Raw genomic sequence first — 19,831 nt, 5'->3', positions numbered from 1 at the left:
CGAGCATGCCACGGCCCGCCGACAAAGGGTCGGCGAGCCGTGGCGAGCAAGGGATGTCGCGGGTCTTACGTGAAGAGGCTGACGCCACCGGGGCCGACGAGCAGACCCACGACGATCAGCAGGATCCCGTACATCACGGACCCACGGATCAGGGTGACGATCCCGCTGATCACCAGGATGACAGCGATAATCCACAGTAGAAATTCCATCAGCACTCCTTCTTCATTGAGGCCGCCGTGCGACGGCCTCGTGCGCGACCTCAGTGGTTGCGCAACGCCTTGATGAGCTACAGCACGAAGATGCCGATCGCCAGCATCACCAGCAGGACGAGGAACGCGACGCCGAACATCGCGGTGATGATCAGGGCCCGACCCGACGACTTCGTCGGGTCGACCCGGTCGGGATCCTCCAGGGGCGAGCTCATGCGGGCCTGGTACCCATCAGTACGACGTTGCTAACCATCGGCGGCTCAGCGCTGTGCGGCGAGCTCGCGAAGGCGGGGCAGCACCTCGGCGCCGTACGTGGTGAGCATGTCCCGGTAGTGCCGCCCGATGTTGCCGACGTACAGCTCGTCGAAGCCGGCCTCCACGGCCGGGCGCAGGTAGTCGACGTGGGCGTCGACGTCGGGGCCGCAGGCCAGGCTCTCGGCGGTGGACTCCTTGGTGACCAGCTCGGAGGCCTGCTCGAAGTGCCGGGGCGAGGGCAGCACCTGCGCCAGCTCACCCGGGAGCCCGGAGTTGGCCCACAGCCGGTGGGCCTCCTCGACGCCCTCCTCCTCCGAGTCGGCCCAGCACACCTTCAACCCCACCTGCGCGGGCTTGCCGCCCGACTTCTCCTTGAACTCCCTCAGCGGCCCTGCCTCGGGGGAGGTGGTGATGTAGCCGTCCCCGATGCGGGCGGCCAGGTCGACCGCCTTGGGGCCGAACCCGGAGACGTAGATCGGCGGCGGGGAGTCGGGGAGGGTGTAGATGCGGGCGGTGTCGCTCGTGTAGTACTTGCCCTGGTGGTTGGTGAACTCGCCCTTCCACAGCTCGCGGATCAGCTCGACGGCCTCCTCCAGGCGCTCCAGCCGCACGTCGGCGCTGGGCCACGGCTCACCGTGGATGTGCTCGTTGAGCGCCTCCCCGGAGCCGACGCCGAAGATGAAGCGGCCCTCGAGCATCACCGCGCTGGTCGCCGCCGCCTGGGCCATCACCACCGGGCTGATCCGGTACGTCGGACAGGTGACGGCCGTGGTCACCGGCAGGGAGCACACCTGGGAGATCGCGCCGATCAGGGACCAGACGAACGGGGCCTCGCCCTGCTCGTCGTTCCACGGGTGGAAGTGGTCGGAGATCCACAGGGCGTCGAATCCCGCCTCCTCGGCCAGCTTGGCCTGCTCGACAAGCTCGGCAGGGGTGAACTCCTCGGTGGACAGGAAGTATCCGAATCGCATGAGCGGGCCGTACCCGCCGCCCGGGTCACACAATCGTCCGGTTTCCCACAGCGGGGTCGGGGTAGGAGGGGCCCATGCCCGACGCCGCCACCGGACGTTCTCCCGCCGCCCTGCAACCTCCCGTCGCCTACCTCCCGTGCCGTCTGGACGCCGACGGCCAGGTCGAGGAGGTGATGATGGCCCAGCTCGCCGACGGCCGCATCGCGCTGATGGGCTACACCGCCCTGGACCGCTTCGTCGCCGCGTGCGGCAACGCCCACCCCTGGGTGCTGTGGAAGACCGAGGAGCTGGAGGCGCTGCGCGCGATCAAGCACTACGACGTCGCCTACCTCGACATCCCGATGCCCGCCGAGCTGCGGATCGAGGAGCCGAGCTCATGACGATCAGGCTGAGCGAGGAGACCGAGGCGCAGCTGGCGCGCCTGCACGACGAGGCCGCGAAGGGCATCACCGGACTGGCAGGCGGAGTGCCCACCTCCGTGGACGCCGGCGAAGGCACCTCCGACGTGCTGGCGATCATCGCCGCCGTCGTCGGGACCGCCGACGACATCGCCCTGGTCAACGAGGCTGCCGCGGCCCAGGTGCGCGCGGTGGGTGAGGGCCTGGGCAGCACCGACGGCGCGGTCGCCTCCGGCTTCGACTCCATGGAGGTGGTGGTCGAGTGATCGAGACCAAGATCCAGGGCAGCACCAAGAGCGTCGACAGCGCTGCAACTTGGCTGCGTGACTCCCTCAAGAAGCAGGTCGACGATGCCAGCGAGGACGTCGTCAAGGCCAAGCAGAAGGCCGAGCGGCACTGGGAGGGGCAGTCCGGGACGGCGTACGTCGGCTACGTCAAGGACATCATCAACGTCACCGACGCGCACGTGGAGCGGATCGAGACCGCAGCCTCCAAGCTCGACTCCTACAGCGCGCGCCTGAAGTCGGCCAAGGAGCGGATGAAGACGCTGCGCGACGAGGCCCGGGATGGCGGTCTCACCGTCGCCGGCACCGTCATCGAGACGCCGCCCGACGCCGTGGCGCCGACGCCCCCGGCGGCGGACGCCTCGGACGAGGAGAACAACGCGTTCAAGACCGACATGGGGACCTTCCAGGCCAAGGTCGACAAGATCGAGCTCTACAACCGGATCCTGGCCGACGTCGAGGCCGAGTGGACGAACTTCGTGGAGTGGATCGAGACCAACCTCAAGCCCGTCCCGAAGACGCTCGAGGCCGAGGACGTCGACGCGCTCACGACCTTCGTCAAGGAGAACGTCGGCAACCTCGGCATCGCGTTCGGCCTGACCCTGGGAGAACGGAAGCTGGGGGCCAAGTCGGACGCGCTGCGGGCCGCGGCGAAGGAGCTGCGGGAGGCCAGGCGCTCCGGCAGCCCCGCGCGCCGGGCGCGGGGTACGTCCCCGGATGCCCCGGGACGGATCAAGGACCTGAACAAGTACGCCGACTGGGCGGGCAAGGGCGGCAAGATCCTGGGGCCCGTCGGGGCGGCCTGGGAGGCGTACCAGGCGCTCGAGGGCGAGTCGCCCGGCGGCGGCCTGATCGCCGTCGCGGCGGGTGCCGGGGTCACCGCCCTGGTGATCGCGACCGCACCGGTGAGCGTCCCGACGGCCGTGGTCGTGGCCGGCGCGGTGGTCGTGGGTGCCGGGGTCTCGTGGGCGGTCACCGAGGGGTGGGATGCCCTGCCGGACGACTTCACCGAGCCGGTCGACGAGTGGGTCGGCGACCGCTGGGACGACACCAAGGACGTCGCCAAGGACGGATGGAACACCGTCAAGGGATGGTTCTGATGGCCCGGACGACGGGCAGGGACCCGGCATTGGCCGGACCCGGGAGGTGGCTGGTCGCGGGACTGATCTCCCTGCTGGCGCTCGTGGGGCTGTTCTTCCTCGTAGGCGGCCTGCTCGCGCTCGCCGACGGCCACGAGGAAAGCTGGCTCCCGACCCTGCTGGGGGTGCAGCTCCTGGTCCTGGGGGTGCTCGGGGTGACCGCGATGGTCCCCGCTCGTCGTACCGCCGGGACGGTCGAGGAGGTGGACGGCGGGGTGGCGCTGCCGCTGCGTCGCGGCTACGCGTGGCGCCAGGCGCTGCTGGTGCTGACGCTGGCCTCGGTGCTGCTGCCCGTGGCGGTGGCCGACGACAACGCCGCGATGGTCGTCGTCGGGTCCGTCGTCCTCGCCGCCGGCGCGGCCGCGGCGCTCTGGCTGCTGCTCGGTGGCGCGGACCGGTTCCGGATCCGGCTGGACCCCGAGGGCCTGTGGCTGCCGTCGGGGTGGGGGACGGTCCGCCACGTGACGTGGAGCCAGGTGAAGGGTGCCCAGGCGGTGCCGAAGTGGCAGCCGGTCCTGGTGGTGCTGCCCAAGGACGACCGCGTCGACCTGGGGCTGGTCAAGCTGCTGGCGCAGGGGTGGAGCCCCGAGTCGTTGACCAGGGTGATCGAGCACTACGCCGACCACCCTGCCCAACGCTCGGAGCTCACCTCCGCGGCTGCGGTGGAGCGCTTCGGGGTCAGCCCTTCTTCTTCGGCAGACCCTTCAGCTTGAGCACCACGCCGGCGTGGTCCGAGGGCCACAGGCCGGTGGCCGCGTCCCGGTCCTTGACCTCGTCGCCGGTGACGTCGCCCTTCTTCACCGTCAGCGGCTTGCCGTCGGGGGTGCGGGAGAGCACCAGGTCGATGCGGTGGTCGAAGCCGGCCGCGGTGGCGTCGTTGACCAGCTCGGAGAGACCGAACGTCCAGCCCTTGCGTGCCGGTGCCCACTCCAGCCACTGGTCGGTCAGGCCGGCGTCCTTGGTGAGGTAGTCGTACGCCGCGCTGTTCGCCACGGTGTCTCCGGCCCCGACCTTGTCGTTGCGCGGGTCGGAGTTGCAGTCGCACACCATGATGGTGGTCTTCTTCGGCTTCACCAGCGCGGTGTTGAGCTCGGTCGCCTGGGCGAGGGCCAGGTCCGAGCCGGCGGACTCCAGGTGGGTGTTGATGAACCGGAACTGGCGCTTGCCGGACTGGAAGTCGACGTACTGCCAGCCGCGGTCGAAGTTCATCGGCAGCACGCCACCGAGCTTGACCTCCAGGTTGCTGGTGAAGATCCCGTCGTCGGACTTCAGCACCTTGCCCGCGCCCGCCCGGCGCAGGATCACGTCGCGCATGGTGAGCCGGATGTCGCGCTTGTTCTGGCCTGCCGCGTCCCAGGCGGGTGCCTCCACGTCGGCGCGCTCGCCGACGACCGCGACGCGGTACTTGGCGCCCGAGGCCTTGAGCTCGGCCTTGAGCAGCGCCAGGAAGTCGTAGCTGACGGTGGTGGAGTTGGGCACCGCCAGCGTGGTGCCGAAGCCGGTCTCCACCGGGCCGGTGCGCCACAGGGCGACCTCCTGGAGACCGACCAGGTCGGGCTTGGCGCGCTTGATCTCCTTGGCCAGCAGCTTGGCGCGCAGCCCGAAGTTCGTCTTCTCCACGGTCGCCCAGGTCGAGTCCGCGGAGACCGCGACGGCGTTGAGCACCCCGGGGAGGTCCTTGCCCGCGGCGAGCGCCTCGTTGGCGGCCTGCACCGGGCGGAAGATGTCGCCGCCGAGGTAGATGTTGCGGGTCATCACCGTGACCGGCTTGTCGCCCTTGGCCTTGGTCGGGGCGGGCTTGGCGGCCCGCTGGGTCGGCTCGGCCGAGTGGGCGGGCGCTACGGCGGCGGCGCCGAGCGGCGCCAGCAGCAGCACGGCCAGCGCGCTGCCGACGCGCCTACGGTGGTCAATCCTCATGTGTTCTCTCCCAGGGGTCGTGTGACAGGTGCTGATCTTGCGTCACGAAATCTGTGGTGTCCATCACTGAAGGGACAGATCCTCAGGTGTGGCCGCCCCCGGCCGATGGGAGGGGGGTGAACGGGTCCGGACTGACGCTCGTGCCGGAGTCGATCGACGCCGAGACGACCGATCCGCGGGTGGCTGCCGTGCTCGAGGTGCTCGCCGGCTCCCAGGCTGGCGACGTCGCCCGCCGAGCGGGTGTGGACGTCGCTGTGCTGCACCGCTGGCTGCACGCCTTCGTGGACGCCGGTGCCGCCGCGGTCACCAACCGTCCCGCTCCCGACGCCGCGGCCCAGCGCGACCGGTTCCTCACTGCCTTCGCCCACGAGCTGCGTACGCCGTTGACCGTGGCCCAGGGGTGGGCGGCGCTGCTGGCCGACGAGGACCTGCCCGCAGGCAACGAGCGCACGGTGGACCGGTTGGCCGACGCCCTGAAGCGCCTGGCTCAGCGCGTCCGCGACATGGAGCTGCTGGGTGCCGCCTCCCTGGGACGGCTGCGTACGTCGCCCCGCCGGGTCGCGCTTGCCGACTGCCTGATCGGTCTCCCGGGCCTGGATGCCCACGACGTGCTGGGCCTCGGCCCGGACACCAAGGTGCACGCCGACCCGACGCTGCTCTCCCTGGTGCTGCGCGACCTCCTGACCTCCGCACGCCTGGCGCCCGCACCCCGGTCGGTGTGGCTGGAGGCGCGGGCGGTGCCGGGCTGGGTCGAGGTGCGGGTCGTCCGGGACGCCGACCCGATCGCGCCGCCGGTGCTGCAGGCCCTGTTCGACCCGTTCGACGTCAACGACGACGCCACCGGCGTGACCATCGGGCTCTACCTGGCCCGGGCCCTGGTGGTCGCGCAGGGCGGCACGCTCGGGGTCGACCAGGACGAGGCCGGAGCCGCCTTCTGGGTGCGGGTCCCCAGCGCCGCCGACCGCGCGGACGCAGACCCCAGACGTGATCCGATGATGCTCGACGACGATGGAGAGACCAGATGACCTTCAAGCTCGCCTGCGGTGACGTGATGCCCGGCTGCGCCGCCCGCTTCGAGAACACCTCCCGCGAGGTGCTGCTCGCCGACGTCGCCGCGCACGCGGCGGCCGACCACCAGATCACCGTGCTGACCCCGGAGGTGGTCCAGGCGGTCGAGGCCCGGATCGTGGTCACCGCCTGACCCGCCCACCCGGTCAGCGGAGGCTCGTCCGCACGGTCATGCTCAGCAGGTCCACCGCCACGCACACCGCGATCAGGGCGAGGATGGTGCTCGCCATGCCCGGGTAGTCGAACCCCGCCCGCTGCTGCTCCAGCAGCCGCCCCAGCCCGCCGGCGCCGACGATCCCGACGACCACCGTCTCGCGCACCGTGACCTCCCAGCGGTACAGGCTGTAGGCGATCATCTGGCCGGCCGCCGCGGGCACCGTGGCGTAGGCGAACGAGACCGGCGCGGAGGCGCCGAGGGCGCTCAGCGCCTCTCGGGGACGCGGGTCGAGGTCCTCGACCACCTCCGCGAAGAGCCGGCCCAGGATCCCGAACGTGTAGATGCCGAGCGCCAGGGCCCCGGGCAGCGGACCGGGGAACACCACGAAGAGCACCAGCAGAGCCCATACCGGCGGCGGGATGGCGCGGGTCAGGAGCAGCAGCTGCCGGGCCCCCCAGCCCAGGACCCGGCCCGCCGGCGACCCGCTGGTCCGCGCCGCGACGAGAGAGACGGCCACCCCGAGCACCACCGCCAGGGAGATGGCCACCACCGACATCTGCACGGTCTCCACGGACCGGGACGCCAGCTCCGACCAGCCACCGTCTGGCAGCCGCGGGGGGAGCATCTCGTCGGCCAGCCGGGCGAAGAGGACTCGGGTCCGCTCGGTGACCAGCCCGCCCGGATCGGGTGCCAGGCTCCACCAGGAGGCGACCGCGAGCAGCCCGAAGCCCACCCCGGAGAGCCGCCAGGCGGGGCCGCCCCAGGAGCGGCGCAGCAGAGCTCCCCACCGGTCGACCAGCGCGCCGAGGACGACCAGGGCGAGGATCGAGGTCCACATCTCGCCGTACTGGAGGCCGGCGAAGCTGAGGCTCAGCTGCAGCCCGAGGCCCCCGGCGCCGATCATCCCCAGGATCACCGCCGAGCGGATGGAGCACTCGAACCGGTAGAAGGCGTACGACGTCAGGCCGGGGACCAGGCCGGGCGCGAGACCGTAGGCCATGGCCGTGACGCGCCCGGCGCCCGCGGCGCGCAGCAGGTCGTACGGCGCGTGGTCGGCCTCGTCGAGCATCTCGGCGTACACCTTCGCGGTGATCGCCCCGAACGGGATGGCGATGGCCAGCACCCCCACCAGGGGGTCGCGGCCCAGCACGGTGAGCAGCAGCAGACCCCACACCGCCTCGTGCACGCCGCGGGGCAGCGCCAGGGTCACGCGGGTCAGCAGCAGCCCGGCGCGGCGCAGCACCCGCTCCGGGGTCGAGGCGCCGGCCGGCCGCCACCAGGTCTGGCTCAGCGCCGGTGCCAGCGCCAGGCCCACGGCCACCGACAGCAGGGTGCCGAGCACGGCGAAGGCGAGCGTGGTCAGCGTCGCGTCCCAGGTGGCGCGCAGGAAGTCCGGAGAGGTCTCCGGGGTGAGGGCGTGTGCCCAGAACTCGGTCAGCGCGGCGAGCCCACCGGAGTTGAGCACCCCGTCCCGGTCCGAGACGAAGGAGTGCACCGACCAGATCACCGACAGCACCCAGAGACAGATCCACGCCAGGCGGACCCGGCGCCGCCGTGCGGCGGCGGAGCGCCCGGGGCGGGCCGGCCGTCCCGGACCCGCGGTGGCTTCGAGCGCCGAGACGGCACCCAGATCGACCAGGGTGCGGTCAGGCATCGGCCGCGAGGTCGTAGAGGCGGTCGCGCAGCCCCCGGTCCACGGCCGCCGCCGGCAGGTCGAAGAGCACCCTGCCCTCGCGCAGCCCGACCACCCGGTCGGCGCGGCGCACGGCCAGCTCGAAGTCGTGCAGGCTGACCAGCAGCGTCCGGTCCGGGGTGGCCACGGTCTCGCAGAGCAGCCGCATCACGTCGTCGGCCCGGGCGGGGTCGAGGCTGGAGACGGGTTCGTCGGCCAGCACCAGGTCCGGGTCCTGCACCAGCACCCGGGCCAGGGCCACGCGCTGCTGCTGCCCGCCGGACAGGTCCTCGGTCCGGGCCATCAGCAGGTCGCCGATCCCGGCGCGCTCCAGCGCGGCGCGCGCCTGCTCGACCTCCCGGGGCCGGACCAGGGAGGTCAGCGCGTGCCAGGTGCTCCACCGGCCCAGGTTTCCGCCGTTGACGTTGTGGACCACCGCCAGGCGACCGACCAGGTTCAGGCCTTGGTCGATGGTGCCGATCCGGCGCCGTACCTGTGCCAGCGTCGCGCCGCTGACCCGGTTCAGCGGCTGGCCCAGCACCTCCACCTCCCCGCTGGTGGGCAGCACCCGCCCGGCGCACAGTCCGAGCAGCGTCGACTTGCCCGCCCCGCTGGGGCCTACCAGGGCCACGCGCTCCCCGCTGCGCACCTCCAGGTCGACGCGATCAAGAGCCGGTCGACCGTCGTAGGTCACCGTGGCCCCGCGCAGGGAGACGACGACCTCGGGCATCAGGAGACGAGTCCCAGCTCGCGGGCGATCTCCTCGACCTGGTCGTAGTTGCTCGCCTCGGTGGGGATCACCGACGTCGCGCCGTACCGCAGGAGCACCTCCTTCTCCTGCGCGGTCGAGCCGTCCAGGGCGAGGAGTGCCGCACCGAGCTTGTCGGTGAAGCCCGCACCGAACTGATCGTCGAGGTCGGGACCGGCGATCCAGTGGTAGTCGTGGTACGTCGGGGTGGTGAAGACCACCTGCACCTCGTCCAGGTCCACCGTGCCGGCCGCGGTCCGGGCCTCCCACACCTGGGAGTTGAGCACGCCGGCGTCGTAGGAGCCGGCCTCGACGAGGTCGATCGTCTTGTCGTGGGACCCGGAGAAGCCGGGCTCACCGGCGAAGTCCTCGGCACTGTCCAGCCCGGCCTCGGCCAGCATGTACTCCGGCATCAGCCGCCCGGACGTGGACGACTCGCTGCCGAAGGTGAAGCGGGAGCCCTTCAGGGCCGACAGCCCTGCTACCTCGTCGAAGGGCTCGATGCCGGTGTCCCTCCCGGAGATGAAGACGCTGCGGAACTCCGCGTCGATGTCCCGCTGACCGAGCAGCACCGCGCCCGGGGTCTGGAGCCGAGCCTGCACGCCGGTGAGGCCGCCGTAGAAGACCAGGTCGAGGTCTCCGGCCCGGAACAGGCTGACCGAGGCGGCGTAGTCGGTGACGGGCGCGTACTCCACCGCGACGTCGAGCTCGTTCGCGAGGTAGTCGGCCAGTCCTTCCTCCCGCGCCGCCAGCTCGGACGGCTCCTGGTCCGGGATGGCGCTGATCACCAGCGCCGGCTGGTCGCCGCCGGTGGAGGCGTCGTCGTCGCCGCACGCGGCCAGCAGGGCCAGGGGAGTCACCGCGAGTGCCAGGAAGAGACGGACGTCCATGGGTTCCTCCCGAGTGGATGCTGTTCGACACTCTAGCGATCGGGCCGGATTGCGCCAGGGGCCTCGGAAGGGGCGTGACAGGGTTGTTCCATGCAGGTCACCAGGATCGGGTTCACCCCCCTCAAGGGGGGACGGCACGTCGACCACGAGTCGGTGACGCTGAGTGCCGAGGGACCCGTGGGCGACCGGGTGTTCTGCCTGCTAGACCCCGAACGGGACCGGTGCCTGCGCACGGTCGAGCACCCGACGCTGCTCGCGACCCGGGTGGGGTGGGACGGGACCGTGCTCCGTGCCGAGCTGCCCGGGCGCACCGTGGTCGGCGAGCCCGTGGCGACCGGGGACGTCCGCGAGGTCGACTACTGGGGGCGGCGCGCGTCGGTGGAGCTGGTCGACGGGCCGTGGGCCGCGGCGTACTCGGCGTACCTGGGGCGCGAGGTCGTGCTCGGGCGCGCCGCCCCGGGACAGGTGGTCTACGGGGCGTCGGTGACGATCGTGACGGACGCGTCGCTGGCGAGGCTCGCGGACCAAGTGGGCGCCCCGGTCGACGGCGCCCGCCTGCGCGCCACCTTCCAGCTCGCCGCCGCCGATCGCCGGCCGTTCGCCGAGGACGAGTGGGTCGGCCGTCGGCTGCGGCTGGGCGCGGCCGAGGTCGAGGTCACCGGCCTGGTGGGCCGCTGTGCGGTGCTCGACCTCGACCCCGCCTCCGGCCTCCGGGACCTGCCGGTGCTGAAGGCGCTCGCGGCCCTGCGGGCGGAGACCGGCGGGGTGGACCTCGGCCTGTACGCCGAGGTCGTGGTGCCCGCGCTGGTCCGGACCGGAGACCCGGCCAGCGTGGCGCCACTGGGGTGAGCGGCTACTTGACGGAGATGCTCCTGCTGTCGGTCAGCGGCTCGCCGCCCTCGCCGCCGGACGGGTCGTCCTCGGCGACCTCGATCGTGTAGTCGCCGGCAGGCAGCCTGAGGTCGAAGCTGTACGGCGAGAGCGTCATGCCCTCTGCGGCGGTGGTGAAGCCGGACTTCACCTCCTTGCCCTGCGCGTCCAGCACTCGCCACGGCACCGTCGCCTCGAAGGCGTTGGCCTCGCCCGAGACGGTGAGCGGGCTGCTGGTGGTGGTGCCCTCGGCGGGCGTGTCGATACCGACGAAGGCGCGGATCTCGTCGGCCGGGGTGCGGGTGACCGGCTGGTCCCAGGTGACGGCGCTCCACAGCTCGCCGGCGGGCTCGCCGTCGATCAGCAGCTGGACCCCCAGCTCGTCGCCGTAGAGCTGGGTGACGGTCCACACCAGCTGCTGGACCATCAGCTCCGCGCCCGGGGCACCCACGTCGGCGTCCCGGGCCTCGGCGGAGAGGTCGACGTTGATCACGCCGTCGGCCTCGCTGATGCCGAGGACCTTGGTGGCGGGGTTCCAGGTCGAGGAGTAGTCGGGGTCCTGCGGTCCGCTGATCATGGCCTCCACGGCGCCGACGCCCGCCTCGCCGGTCTCGCGCGGCTCCCTGGCCAGCATCAGCCCGGTGCGGCTCTCGACCGCGTAGTAGACCGGGGTGATGTCGGAGAAGCTGTGCTCGGGGCCCGCCTCCTCGCTGACGCTGACGCTCGGGCTCGGGCTCGGCGTCGGCGTCGGGGTCGCCGGGGCGCTGGTGCTGGCCGAGGGCGTGGGGTCGCTCGCCTCCTCCGGCTCGTCGTCGCCGCACCCGGTGAGGGCGAGGCCGCCGACCAGGAGCAGGGCGAGCGCCGACGTACGGCGTCGGGCTCGGGCGGTCGCGGGCGAGCTGCGGTACGTCGTCATGGCGACATGCTCGCACCCGGTCCCGGCGTGGCCAGGGAGGTGAGCACTACTCGGTGACGGTGTCGCCGTAGGACTCCACGAAGCGTTCCATCAGGACCAGCAGCTGCTCGGAGTCGTGGTCGCCGAGCGTGGCCAGGGCGGTGCCCACGGTCTCCAGCATCAGGGAGACGTCGTTCTCGAACCGTTCCAGACCCTCGGCGGTGAGCTCGACCAGCTGGGCGGAGCGACCCGGCGCGCGGTAGCGCTGGAGCAGGCCGGCGCTGATGGCGGCGTTCACCTGCCGGTTGATCGTGGACTGCTCCAGGGCCAGCGCCTCCGCGATCTCCCGCAGGGTGCGCGCCCGGCCGTCGGTGAAGAGCCACAGCAACCGCTGGTCGGCCGCACGCAGGCTGGAGCGGTGCTCCACGATGCGGCGGTGCCGGTCCAGCAAGACGATCAGCTTGGTCAGCCTCGCCGCGGGTGTGCGGGGACGAGGGGTGCGACGGCTCTCCATGGTGCCCTTTCGCAGTCTGCGCCTGGTGTCGGTAGCATACGCAGGCTTATGTAAGTTACATATTTTGGTCGGAAGGACCTGATGAACACGCCTCGACCGGGGTCCGCCACGGACTCCCTCTCCACGACCGGTGCCAAGCTGGTCGTCCTGGTGCTGTGCCTGGGCAGCCTCAGTGCCGCCCTGACCCAGACTCTGGTGATCCCCATCCAGGGCGAGCTGCCGCAGCTGCTCAACACCTCGGCCAGCAACGCCTCCTGGGTGGTCACCGCGACGCTGCTCGCCGGCGCCGTGGCGATGCCCGTCACCGGCCGGGTCGCCGACATCGTCGGCAAGAAGCCCGTGCTGGTCGTCTCCGCCTCGATCCTGGTGCTCGGCTCCCTGATCTGTGCCATCTCCAGCTCCCTGCCGGTCGTGCTGACCGGACGAGTCCTCCAGGGCCTCGCGATGGGCTTCATCCCGGTGGCCATCAGCCTGGTCCGCGAGGTCGCGCCGGCGCACATGGTCAACACCGCGACCGCCGCCGTCAGCGCGACGATGGGTGTCGGCGGCGCGCTCGGCCTCCCGCTGGCCGCGTGGATCGCTCAGAGCTTCGACTGGCACGCCCTGTTCTGGATGTCCGCCGGCCTGGCGCTGCTGATGGCCGTGCTCTCGGTGGTGCTGCTGCCGCACGTCAAGGACGAGCACCCCGCCCGGATGGACTTCGGCGGCGCGATCGGCCTGGCCATCGGTCTGGTCTCCGTCCTGGTCGGTATCTCCAAGGGCACCTCCTGGGGCTGGAGCGACGGCAAGACGATCGGGGCGGTCGTCTTCGGCCTCGTGGTCCTGGTCCTGTGGGGCCTCTACGAGCTGCGGCACCACGACCCGCTGGTCGACCTGCGGACCTCGGCCAAGCGTCCGGTGCTGCTGACCAACATCGCCGCCGTGCTGATCGGCTTCGGCATGATGGCCCAGTCCATCGTCGTGCCTCAGCTGCTGCAGCTGCCCGAGGCCACCGGCTTCGGCCTCGGCCAGTCGATCCTGCAGGCCGGTCTCTGGATGGCGCCGGGCGGCATCATGATGATGCTGTTCGCACCCGTCTCCGCCAAGATGCTCACCCGCTTCGGTGCTCGCATCACCCTGTCCGTGGGCGCGTTCGTCATCGCCGGCGGCTACCTGGTGGGGGTCTTCCTGACCGCCGCTCCGTGGCAGCTGCTGCTGGCCACCTGCGTGATCTGCGCGGGCGTGGGCATTGGCTACGCGGCCATGCCGACGCTGATCCTGGAGAACGTCCCGGTGCACGAGGCCGGCTCCAGCGTGGGCCTCAACGGCCTGATGCGCTCCATGGGTACGACGATCGCCGGCGCCGTGATGGCGGCTGTGCTTAGTGCGCAGACGGTGAGCCTCGCCCCGGGCGTGGCGATCCCCAGCCACGACGCGTTCCGGATCTGCTTCATCATCGGTGCGGCGGCCGCCGCGCTCGGCGCGATCGTGGTGCTGTTCATCCCGCGGAGCGCGCGCGGCGCCTCCGGTCCGGCGGATCTCGGCGTCGACGACGCGGTCGCCGGTACCCGGGTCTGACGCGACCTGTGCGGCGTACCGGCGACCTGTCCCGCTAGTTGAGCGGACGCACGTTGTCCGGTACGCCGCCTCCGCGGAGCACCGCCTCGGTCAGCTCCGCCAGGGCGGTCAGCGCCACCCGCTGCGACAGCGGGCCGTAGGAGACCCGGGCCACGCCCAGCTGCTCCAGCCGCTCCAACGGCAGCGAGCCGGGGAGCCCGATCAGCGTGAGCCGCTGCGGGCCGAAGGCCTCCACCATCTCGGTCACCTGCTTCTCGTCGAACAGGCCCGGCACGAAGACCACGGGTGCGCCCGCCGCCAGGTAGGCCTGGCCGCGCTGGATCGCCTCGGCCATCACCTCGCCGGGGTCGCGGTCCCCGGCCTTGACGAAGGCGTCGGTACGGGCGTTCAGCACGAAGTCGCGCAGCCCCTCGCGCTCGGCGGCGTCCATGGCCGCCTCGACCTGGCGCACGGCCTCGTCCAGGGGCTTCATCTGGTCCTCCAGGTTGGCCCCCACCACCCCGACACCGATCGCCCGACGGATGGTCTCGGCGGCGTCGCCGTACCCGCCCTCGAGGTCGGCGGAGACCGGCAGGGTGGTCGCCGAGGCGATCCGCCCGACCTCCTCGAGCATCTCCTCCAGCGGGATCTTCTCGCCGTCCTCGTAGCCGCGGGAGGCAGCGATCGAGTGACTCGCGGTGGCCAGCGCCGAGGTGCCGGGGACGTCGGCGACGACCTGCGCGGAGATCGAGTCCCAGACGTTCACCACCGTCAGCAGCGTGGGGTCGCTGTGCAGTCGCAACAGCTCGGCGGTCTTCGGCTCGCTGCTCGCGTGCAGTTCCTCAGTCATGGGTTCCCTCTCCTCGGATCTCACAGGATTCACGACTGTAGTGCGCGCCTGCCGGGCGGAGAGTGCCGCAGTGGGTCCGTCGAAAAAGCGTAGGGTGTGAGCGCCCGATCCGTGGACCCCAGACAGGCAGGTGGGAGATGCAGGTGGATGACTCCGATCCGCTCACACCAGTGGTGGTCCGCTCGCTGATGGAGGGCGCCGAGCGCTATCGCTCGCTGTTCACCCACAACCCGCACGCGGTATTCTCCCTCGATCTCCAGGGCTCCTACACCGACGTCAACCTCGCCACCCAGGACCTGACCGGCTACACGCCCGCCGAGATGCGCGGGATGAGCTTTCGCGACGTCGTCGCCCCCGACGAGGTCGAGCGGGTCTCGGCCGAGTTCGCGGCCGTGGTGGCGGGCGAGCCGCGCCGGCTGGAGACCTGCGTGCGGCACCGGGACGGCACCCTCGTCGAGGTCGCCCTGGTCGGCCTGCCGGTGGTCGTCGAGGGCGAGGTGGTCGGGGTGCACGGGGTGGCCGAGGACATCTCCGAGCGCACCCGCATCAGTCGCGAGCTGCGAGAGGCGCGCGAGGCCGCGGACGCCGCGAACGTCGCCAAGTCGATGTTCGTGGCCAACATGAGCCATGAGCTGCGCACCCCGCTGACCACCATCGTGGCGACCGCGGAGCTCCTGGAGGACACCGGGCTCACCGAGCTGCAGGCGCGCTTCGTCCAGGCCATGCTGCGCGGCGGCAAGCGGCTGGCCCGGCTGATCGAGGACATCCTGGACATCTCCCGGATCGAGGCCGGGGTGCTGACCCTGCAGCCGGCGCCCTTCGACCCGCACCTGCTGCTGTACGACGTCTGCGCCTGGGCGCGGGAGCAGGCGACCCGCAAGGGACTGCGCTTCGACCTCGTCGTGGACCCGGGGCTGTGCCGCGAGCTGGTGGGCGACACGCTGAGGCTGCAGCAGGTCCTGACCAACCTGCTGGACAACGCGGTCAAGTTCACCGAGCACGGGTTCGTCGAGCTCAGTGCCCGGTCGGCTGCCGCAGCCCAAGGCGCCACGACGCTGCAGATCGGGGTGCGCGACTCCGGGGTGGGCGTGCCGTCCGAGCTGTGCCAGAGCATCTTCGACCCGTTCTCCCAGGCCGACCCCTCGGCGACCCGGCGCCACGAGGGCGCGGGGCTGGGGCTGGCGATCTGCCGAGAGCTGGTGGACCTGATGGACGGCGAGCTCTCCCTCACCTCGACGCTGGGTGCCGGCACCGACGTCTCGCTCGCGTTCACGCTGCCCACCGCCTCGCCTGCGACTGGCTGAGGTCCGGCAGGACGGCGGCGGTGAGCACCTTGGCAGGATGGTCCGGGGCCGCACACCGGCGGCCTCGGACGAAAGGCGCCAGATGACCGACCCCGCCCCCATCCAGCAGCGGATCGCCTCGGCGCTGGGGGTGGTGCCGGAGATCGAGGCGGCCGCCGAGGCGGAGCGTCGGATCTCGTTCCTCGCCGACTACCTGACCGGGTCCGGCGCGAGCGGCTACGTGCTCGGCATCTCCGGGGGCGTCGACTCCACGGTGGCCGGGCGCCTGACCCAGCTCGCCTGCGAGCGGGCCGGCAAGCGGTTCACCGCGGTGCGCCTGCCGTACGGTGTCCAGGCCGACGAGGCCGACGCGCAGGAGGCGCTGCGGTTCATCGCCGCCGACGAGGTGCTCACCGTGGACATCAAGCCCTCGGTCGACCCGCTGCACGCCGCCACCTCGCCGACCGGCGGCTACCTGGACGCGGCCAAGGCCGACTTCGTGAAGGGCAACATCAAGGCCAGGATCAGGATGACCGCCCAGTACGCCGTCGCCGGGCGGCTGGGAGCGTTGGTGGTCGGCACCGACCACGCCGCCGAGGCGGTGATGGGCTTCTTCACCAAGCACGGTGACGGGGCCGCCGACATCACTCCGCTCGCCGGCCTGACCAAGGGGCAGGTCCGCCAGCTCGGCCGGCACCTCGGCGCCCCGGCCGCACTGGTCTCCAAGGTCCCGACCGCCGACCTGGAGGAGGCCCGCCCGCAGCTGCCCGACGAGACCGCCTACGGCATCACGTACGCCGAGATCGACGGCTACCTGGTCGGCGAGCAGGTCTCCGACGAGGCGAGCAGGGTGATCGAGACGGCGTACGCCAGGACGGCGCACAAGCGCGCGCTGCCCGCCGCGCCGGTCGCCCTGGGCTGACGCCGCGGACCCTTGACACCGAGGACCGTCCTCGGGACGCTGACCACTCGCAGGCCGGCGACGGGCAGGGACCAGGGGGAGTGCCTCGGACACCTTGCCCGCCACGCTTAGGTCGGCCAGGCGCATGGGAGAGTCAGGCCCATCAGAGCTCGTCCGTTTGAGACCGTAGGGGGATGGATGTCCGAGCAGTACCCGCAATATCCGCAGTACCCGCAGTACCCGCAAGGTGAGGCCAAGGGGCCGGCGCAGCTGCCCGAGCGCCCCGCCAGCATCTCCAACGCCGTGAAGCTGATGTACGTCGGCGCCGGCCTGGGCCTGCTGTCCCTGATCATCTCGCTCTTCACCCTGGGCGGGCTCAAGGACACCATCGAGGAGTCGGTGCGCGAGTCCGACCCCAACGCGACCCAGAGCACGATCGACGCCGCCTACGCGGTCTCGCTCACCATGGTCGGCCTCTTCGGCCTGGTCGGGGCGGCGCTGTGGGCGTGGCTCGCCTGGAAGAACGGCCAGGGCCGGTCCTGGGCGCGGATCACCGCGACCGTGCTGGGGGTGCTCAACGTGCTCTCCACCATCCTGACCCTCAACCAGCCGGGCAGCACGACGACGACCCTGGTCTTCAACCTGGTCTCGGTGGTCCTGGCCGTCGTCATCCTGTTCTTCCTCTGGCGCCCGGAGTCCAGCCGCTACTACGAGGCGGTCACCCGGAGCCGACAGCTGCACTGACGGCTACCTCCGGGCAGCGGCGCAGCGATGCTGCCGTTGCCCGGAGCCGACCGATCAGCCGACCCGGGCGACGTACTCCGGGTGGCCGTAGCCGCGGAGCCTGCGGCGCAGGGTGGCCACGACGTAACGGTCGGTGACCCGGCCCAGTCCCGGGACCCCGGCGAGCTTGCGGACCAGCAGCACCCGTCCGATCAGGAACGGCAGCATCGGGGCGGCGCGCAGCTGGTCCGCCCGGCTGACGTGCACGCCCATCCGCTCGGCGCGCTCGTAGTCGCCCTGGAGGAAGGCCTTGACGAAGGTGATCGTGGCGAAGCTGCGCTCGAACCGCTCCGCGGCCCGGCCCCACCGGCCCGCGTCCGGATGGAGCCGGGCTGCCAGCGTCGCGCGGACCAGCGCCCCGCAGGTGTCGTCGTCGAACGAGCTGCGCAGCGTCGCGGCGCGCGCCTTGAAGACGCGGATCACTCCGTGCGGGTCCTCGGGAAGCAGCTCGACCGGCAGGCCGAGCAGGAAGCAGCGGTAACGGGCCAGCTCGATCATTGCCCGCTCACGCGTGTTGAAGTCGTCGCGCCCGTCCTTCACGGTCGCCACCGACATCAGGAAGCTGCTGATCAGCCCGGCCGGCATCTGGTCCACCTGAGGGATCGGCGGCCCGTGGGTGTCGTGGTTCCACCGTCCCGAGCGGGTGGCGTGCACCCGCACCGCCGAGTGCATCAGCCGCACCATGGCCGCGGCCTCGAAACCGGGACCGTTGCGCGCGGTGCCACCGGGCAGCACGGTGGCGGCGAAGAACGCGGCCGTCTCCTTGACCCGACGTGCCGAGGTCTCGCCGGTGAGGGCGCCGGTGATCGCCATCGGCAGCGCGGCGTAGGCGTTGAGGAAGGTGGCCAGGAACGCGCCCCGGATCACGAACGGCGTCAGCAGTGCGGCGTTGATGCGCTCCCAGCGGGCGCCCTCCTCGACCTGGTCCAGGTCGATCCAGTCCGGCCGGTCCTCCATCGCGGCCATGAAGGCTCGCAGCTCGGCCGGGGCGTCCGGCACCGCGTCGACGCCCTTGCGGCACGCGGTCTGCAGCATGTCGATCAGGCCGCGCATCCCGTGCTCGGGCAGGAGCAGGGCGTAGGCGTCCGCCACCGCGTCCCCCAGCCGGGTGGCGGTCACCATCAGGTCCATCAGCTCGGTGTCGGCCAGCAGCTCGGCCCGGTCCACGCCCTTGACGTCGTCGAGGTCGCTGGGGTCGTCCAGGGTCAGGGCGAGCCGTTCCGGCAGGTGCTCGGGGCCGAAGGCGGCGTACATGTCGGGCAGCTGCTCCCGCTGCCGTCGTACCCGGTCCTGCAGTGCTTGGTGACTCATCGTCAGTCCTCCCGACTGGTTGACGCCAGCCTAGGGGGGACCGTCACAGGTGGAGGGAAGCCAAAGCACCGTTTCGTCGGCTCGATCGGTGCTTTCACGTCCCGCCACGTCACGCCCCGGTGTGACTACTTGACCTCGGAGCGGCGCAGGGCGAGCAGCCCGACGACCAGGGGGATGACGATCCAGATCATCGTGGTCGAGCCGAGCATCGCCCACTCCTCACCGGTGTTCGTGGCGCCCTCGAAGAGTGCCACCTGCGTGTAGTTCCAGTCGATCCACGGCTGCAGGTCCAGGAACCATTCCCGCACCGACGCGAGCAGCACCAGGATGCCGGGCAGCACGAGCGAGACCACGAAGTAGCTGACGATCGCTGCGGCCGAGACCCTCAGCACCACGCCGAGCGTGAGGCCGATCGCCATGCCGACCAGGTTGCCGAGCACGATCTGGGTTGCGGTGGACAGCGACACGTCCCAGACGGTGTCGACGCCGGCGAGTGCGGAGCCGGCCACGTTGCCGAGGGTGCCCACAGCGAAGGCGAGGGCCACGGTGCTCGATGCGATCGAGGTCGCACAGTTATCCCTGCCCTAGAGCTTCTTTCAGATCGTCTCGACTCCGGTAGACGAGTAGCCCCTCGACGCCGCGCAGGAAGGTCTCGCAGACGACCTTGGGGCCGGCGAGGCAGCCGGCGGCCATGGCTCCGTCGCGCAGCATGACGAAGTGGCGGGCGGCAGGCTCCGCGTCAGGCTTGCCGGTCTCGGCGAACAGCTCTTCGACCGTGGCCAGGAACCAGTCGCGGTGCTCGATCACCGCGCGGTGCACCGGGTGGGCGGGATCCGGGTACTCGGCGGCTGCGTTGAGGAACGCGCAGCCGCGAAAACCCGGCCGCTGGATGTCCTCGGCGATCGCTGCGGCTACGGCCCGGATCACGTCCTCGGTCGGCTCGCCCGACTCTCGCACGGCGTCAACACGTGAACGAAGGATCTCGTCGCTCTGCGTCAGGTAGGCGACGAGGAGGTCGTCCTTGCTGGGGAAGTGCCGATAGAGCGTCGCCCGGGTCACCCCCGCTGTGGCAATGATCCGATCGATGCCGACGGAGTGCAGCCCCTCGGCGTAGAACAGCCGGCTCGCCGTGCTGAGCAGTCGTGCGCGCGCCTCGGACATCAGCCTTCCTTCTCTTTCG

Annotated in this window: 24 protein-coding genes; 11 read left to right on the top strand and 13 right to left on the bottom strand. The window is 71.5% G+C overall.

The features are described 5' to 3' along the window. Window positions 1–65 precede the first annotated feature (65 nt). From C5H89_RS19205 to C5H89_RS17660, 3 genes are all read right to left on the bottom strand, one after another. The gene (locus C5H89_RS19205; RefSeq protein ID WP_205305106.1) at window positions 66–209 is read right to left on the bottom strand and encodes a GPGG-motif small membrane protein; all 144 of its coding nucleotides are present in this window, start codon (window positions 207–209) and stop codon (window positions 66–68) included. A gap of 77 nt (window positions 210–286) precedes the next feature. Then, window positions 287–424 (bottom strand): hypothetical protein, encoded by a 138-nt coding sequence (locus C5H89_RS19020; protein WP_162799451.1) that lies wholly within the window; start codon window positions 422–424, stop codon window positions 287–289. A gap of 45 nt (window positions 425–469) precedes the next feature. Next, entirely contained in the window at window positions 470–1,435 is a 966-nt protein-coding gene (locus C5H89_RS17660; RefSeq protein ID WP_104108266.1) for a TIGR03557 family F420-dependent LLM class oxidoreductase, read from the bottom strand. A gap of 74 nt (window positions 1,436–1,509) precedes the next feature. On the opposite strand from C5H89_RS17660, the gene C5H89_RS17655 reads away from it, so the two are divergent. Genes C5H89_RS17655 through C5H89_RS17640 form a run of 4 tightly spaced genes read left to right on the top strand, consistent with a single transcriptional unit; the run spans window position 1,510 to window position 3,969 of the window. Beyond that, window positions 1,510–1,815, top strand: coding sequence for an SAV_915 family protein (locus C5H89_RS17655; protein ID WP_205305105.1), 306 nt, complete (start codon window positions 1,510–1,512; stop codon window positions 1,813–1,815). Then, on the top strand, window positions 1,812–2,099 hold the full coding sequence (locus C5H89_RS17650; protein WP_104108265.1) for a hypothetical protein: 288 nt from the start codon (window positions 1,812–1,814) through the stop codon (window positions 2,097–2,099). Before C5H89_RS17655 ends, C5H89_RS17650 begins: the two co-directional genes overlap by 4 nt. Further along, a complete protein-coding gene (locus C5H89_RS17645; protein WP_104108264.1) occupies window positions 2,096–3,217 on the top strand; it encodes a hypothetical protein in 1,122 nt (373 codons plus the stop codon). Before C5H89_RS17650 ends, C5H89_RS17645 begins: the two co-directional genes overlap by 4 nt. Continuing rightward, on the top strand, window positions 3,217–3,969 hold the full coding sequence (locus C5H89_RS17640; protein WP_162799450.1) for a hypothetical protein: 753 nt from the start codon (window positions 3,217–3,219) through the stop codon (window positions 3,967–3,969). The genes C5H89_RS17645 and C5H89_RS17640 overlap by 1 nt, the downstream gene beginning before the upstream one ends. On the opposite strand, the gene C5H89_RS17635 is transcribed toward C5H89_RS17640, so the two are convergent. Beyond that, window positions 3,935–5,173, bottom strand: a complete 1,239-nt coding sequence (locus C5H89_RS17635; protein ID WP_162799449.1) for a hypothetical protein — start codon at window positions 5,171–5,173, stop codon at window positions 3,935–3,937. The genes C5H89_RS17640 and C5H89_RS17635 overlap by 35 nt on opposite strands. Window positions 5,174–5,289: 116 nt before the next feature. On the opposite strand from C5H89_RS17635, the gene C5H89_RS17630 reads away from it, so the two are divergent. Continuing rightward, window positions 5,290–6,198 carry a HAMP domain-containing sensor histidine kinase gene (locus C5H89_RS17630; protein WP_162799448.1) on the top strand — a complete coding sequence of 303 codons (909 nt, stop codon included), beginning with the start codon at window positions 5,290–5,292 and terminating at the stop codon, window positions 6,196–6,198. Continuing rightward, window positions 6,195–6,374: a DUF1059 domain-containing protein gene (locus tag C5H89_RS17625; protein ID WP_101525697.1), complete on the top strand. Its 180-nt coding sequence runs from the start codon at window positions 6,195–6,197 to the stop codon at window positions 6,372–6,374. Before C5H89_RS17630 ends, C5H89_RS17625 begins: the two co-directional genes overlap by 4 nt. Before the next feature lie 13 nt (window positions 6,375–6,387). Here the strand turns inward: C5H89_RS17625 and C5H89_RS17620 are convergent, their stop codons facing one another. Genes C5H89_RS17620 through C5H89_RS17610 form a run of 3 tightly spaced genes read right to left on the bottom strand, consistent with a single transcriptional unit; the run spans window position 6,388 to window position 9,708 of the window. Beyond that, the gene (locus tag C5H89_RS17620) at window positions 6,388–8,052 is read right to left on the bottom strand and encodes an ABC transporter permease subunit (RefSeq protein WP_104108260.1); all 1,665 of its coding nucleotides are present in this window, start codon (window positions 8,050–8,052) and stop codon (window positions 6,388–6,390) included. After that, window positions 8,045–8,800 (bottom strand): ATP-binding cassette domain-containing protein, encoded by a 756-nt coding sequence (locus C5H89_RS17615; RefSeq protein ID WP_104108259.1) that lies wholly within the window; start codon window positions 8,798–8,800, stop codon window positions 8,045–8,047. Before C5H89_RS17615 ends, C5H89_RS17620 begins: the two co-directional genes overlap by 8 nt. Continuing rightward, entirely contained in the window at window positions 8,800–9,708 is a 909-nt protein-coding gene (locus C5H89_RS17610; protein ID WP_104108258.1) for a putative selenate ABC transporter substrate-binding protein, read from the bottom strand. Before C5H89_RS17610 ends, C5H89_RS17615 begins: the two co-directional genes overlap by 1 nt. 90 nt (window positions 9,709–9,798) lie before the next feature. Here C5H89_RS17610 and C5H89_RS17605 point away from each other — a divergent pair, with 90 nt between their 5' ends. Beyond that, the gene (locus tag C5H89_RS17605; RefSeq protein ID WP_104108257.1) at window positions 9,799–10,557 is read left to right on the top strand and encodes an MOSC domain-containing protein; all 759 of its coding nucleotides are present in this window, start codon (window positions 9,799–9,801) and stop codon (window positions 10,555–10,557) included. A gap of 4 nt (window positions 10,558–10,561) precedes the next feature. Here the strand turns inward: C5H89_RS17605 and C5H89_RS17600 are convergent, their stop codons facing one another. Together C5H89_RS17600 and C5H89_RS17595 are read right to left on the bottom strand one after the other, a co-directional pair. Beyond that, the gene (locus tag C5H89_RS17600) at window positions 10,562–11,494 is read right to left on the bottom strand and encodes a Gmad2 immunoglobulin-like domain-containing protein (RefSeq protein ID WP_104108256.1); all 933 of its coding nucleotides are present in this window, start codon (window positions 11,492–11,494) and stop codon (window positions 10,562–10,564) included. Between the two features lie 46 nt (window positions 11,495–11,540). Next, complete coding sequence (locus C5H89_RS17595) at window positions 11,541–11,987, bottom strand: MarR family winged helix-turn-helix transcriptional regulator (protein ID WP_104108255.1); 447 nt, start codon at window positions 11,985–11,987, stop codon at window positions 11,541–11,543. 81 nt (window positions 11,988–12,068) lie between these two features. On the opposite strand from C5H89_RS17595, the gene C5H89_RS17590 reads away from it, so the two are divergent. Next, window positions 12,069–13,544 carry an MFS transporter gene (locus tag C5H89_RS17590; RefSeq protein ID WP_104108254.1) on the top strand — a complete coding sequence of 492 codons (1,476 nt, stop codon included), beginning with the start codon at window positions 12,069–12,071 and terminating at the stop codon, window positions 13,542–13,544. A 34-nt stretch (window positions 13,545–13,578) separates the two neighbouring features. On the opposite strand, the gene C5H89_RS17585 is transcribed toward C5H89_RS17590, so the two are convergent. Continuing rightward, entirely contained in the window at window positions 13,579–14,373 is a 795-nt protein-coding gene (locus tag C5H89_RS17585; RefSeq protein ID WP_104108253.1) for an isocitrate lyase/phosphoenolpyruvate mutase family protein, read from the bottom strand. Between the two features lie 143 nt (window positions 14,374–14,516). Between C5H89_RS17585 and C5H89_RS17580 the strand changes: the two genes are divergently transcribed. From C5H89_RS17580 to C5H89_RS17570, 3 genes are all read left to right on the top strand, one after another. Beyond that, on the top strand, window positions 14,517–15,677 hold the full coding sequence (locus C5H89_RS17580) for an ATP-binding protein (protein WP_162799447.1): 1,161 nt from the start codon (window positions 14,517–14,519) through the stop codon (window positions 15,675–15,677). Window positions 15,678–15,759: 82 nt separating this feature from the next. Further along, window positions 15,760–16,578, top strand: coding sequence for an ammonia-dependent NAD(+) synthetase (nadE, locus tag C5H89_RS17575; RefSeq protein WP_104108251.1), 819 nt, complete (start codon window positions 15,760–15,762; stop codon window positions 16,576–16,578). A 177-nt stretch (window positions 16,579–16,755) separates the two neighbouring features. Continuing rightward, window positions 16,756–17,301 (top strand): hypothetical protein, encoded by a 546-nt coding sequence (locus C5H89_RS17570; RefSeq protein WP_104108250.1) that lies wholly within the window; start codon window positions 16,756–16,758, stop codon window positions 17,299–17,301. A gap of 54 nt (window positions 17,302–17,355) precedes the next feature. On the opposite strand, the gene C5H89_RS17565 is transcribed toward C5H89_RS17570, so the two are convergent. The 3 genes from C5H89_RS17565 to C5H89_RS17555 all read right to left on the bottom strand — a co-directional run bounded on the left by C5H89_RS17565 (window position 17,356) and on the right by C5H89_RS17555 (window position 19,812). Beyond that, window positions 17,356–18,651, bottom strand: coding sequence for an oxygenase MpaB family protein (locus tag C5H89_RS17565; protein ID WP_104108249.1), 1,296 nt, complete (start codon window positions 18,649–18,651; stop codon window positions 17,356–17,358). Between the two features lie 125 nt (window positions 18,652–18,776). Continuing rightward, window positions 18,777–19,196 carry a hypothetical protein gene (locus C5H89_RS17560; protein WP_205305104.1) on the bottom strand — a complete coding sequence of 140 codons (420 nt, stop codon included), beginning with the start codon at window positions 19,194–19,196 and terminating at the stop codon, window positions 18,777–18,779. 28 nt (window positions 19,197–19,224) lie between these two features. Further along, window positions 19,225–19,812: a TetR/AcrR family transcriptional regulator gene (locus C5H89_RS17555; protein ID WP_104108248.1), complete on the bottom strand. Its 588-nt coding sequence runs from the start codon at window positions 19,810–19,812 to the stop codon at window positions 19,225–19,227. Between the last annotated feature and the right edge of the window lie 19 nt (window positions 19,813–19,831).

The sequence above is a fragment of the Nocardioides sp. 616 genome, from assembly GCF_002930065.1.
In the GTDB taxonomy this organism is placed as follows: Bacteria; Actinomycetota; Actinomycetes; order Propionibacteriales; family Nocardioidaceae; genus Nocardioides; species Nocardioides houyundeii.
Note: the sequence above shows the minus strand (reverse complement) of the source record. Positions and strands in the feature narration are given on the sequence as shown.

Excerpts from the sequence above, each read along its gene's own strand:
- nadE (WP_104108251.1), top strand. The coding sequence starts at position 15,760 with ATGACCGACCCCGCCCCCATCCAGCAGCGGATCGCCTCGGCGCTGGGG.
- C5H89_RS17570 (WP_104108250.1), top strand. The coding sequence starts at position 16,756 with ATGTCCGAGCAGTACCCGCAATATCCGCAGTACCCGCAGTACCCGCAA.
- C5H89_RS19205 (WP_205305106.1), bottom strand. The coding sequence starts at position 209 with ATGGAATTTCTACTGTGGATTATCGCTGTCATCCTGGTGATCAGCGGG.
- C5H89_RS17640 (WP_162799450.1), top strand. The coding sequence starts at position 3,217 with ATGGCCCGGACGACGGGCAGGGACCCGGCATTGGCCGGACCCGGGAGG.
- C5H89_RS17650 (WP_104108265.1), top strand. The coding sequence starts at position 1,812 with ATGACGATCAGGCTGAGCGAGGAGACCGAGGCGCAGCTGGCGCGCCTG.
- C5H89_RS17660 (WP_104108266.1), bottom strand. The coding sequence starts at position 1,435 with ATGCGATTCGGATACTTCCTGTCCACCGAGGAGTTCACCCCTGCCGAG.
- C5H89_RS19020 (WP_162799451.1), bottom strand. The coding sequence starts at position 424 with ATGAGCTCGCCCCTGGAGGATCCCGACCGGGTCGACCCGACGAAGTCG.
- C5H89_RS17605 (WP_104108257.1), top strand. The coding sequence starts at position 9,799 with ATGCAGGTCACCAGGATCGGGTTCACCCCCCTCAAGGGGGGACGGCAC.
- C5H89_RS17585 (WP_104108253.1), bottom strand. The coding sequence starts at position 14,373 with ATGACTGAGGAACTGCACGCGAGCAGCGAGCCGAAGACCGCCGAGCTG.
- C5H89_RS17620 (WP_104108260.1), bottom strand. The coding sequence starts at position 8,052 with ATGCCTGACCGCACCCTGGTCGATCTGGGTGCCGTCTCGGCGCTCGAA.
- C5H89_RS17595 (WP_104108255.1), bottom strand. The coding sequence starts at position 11,987 with ATGGAGAGCCGTCGCACCCCTCGTCCCCGCACACCCGCGGCGAGGCTG.
- C5H89_RS17655 (WP_205305105.1), top strand. The coding sequence starts at position 1,510 with ATGCCCGACGCCGCCACCGGACGTTCTCCCGCCGCCCTGCAACCTCCC.
- C5H89_RS17625 (WP_101525697.1), top strand. The coding sequence starts at position 6,195 with ATGACCTTCAAGCTCGCCTGCGGTGACGTGATGCCCGGCTGCGCCGCC.
- C5H89_RS17565 (WP_104108249.1), bottom strand. The coding sequence starts at position 18,651 with ATGAGTCACCAAGCACTGCAGGACCGGGTACGACGGCAGCGGGAGCAG.
- C5H89_RS17635 (WP_162799449.1), bottom strand. The coding sequence starts at position 5,173 with ATGAGGATTGACCACCGTAGGCGCGTCGGCAGCGCGCTGGCCGTGCTG.
- C5H89_RS17590 (WP_104108254.1), top strand. The coding sequence starts at position 12,069 with ATGAACACGCCTCGACCGGGGTCCGCCACGGACTCCCTCTCCACGACC.
- C5H89_RS17555 (WP_104108248.1), bottom strand. The coding sequence starts at position 19,812 with ATGTCCGAGGCGCGCGCACGACTGCTCAGCACGGCGAGCCGGCTGTTC.
- C5H89_RS17615 (WP_104108259.1), bottom strand. The coding sequence starts at position 8,800 with ATGCCCGAGGTCGTCGTCTCCCTGCGCGGGGCCACGGTGACCTACGAC.
- C5H89_RS17600 (WP_104108256.1), bottom strand. The coding sequence starts at position 11,494 with ATGACGACGTACCGCAGCTCGCCCGCGACCGCCCGAGCCCGACGCCGT.
- C5H89_RS17610 (WP_104108258.1), bottom strand. The coding sequence starts at position 9,708 with ATGGACGTCCGTCTCTTCCTGGCACTCGCGGTGACTCCCCTGGCCCTG.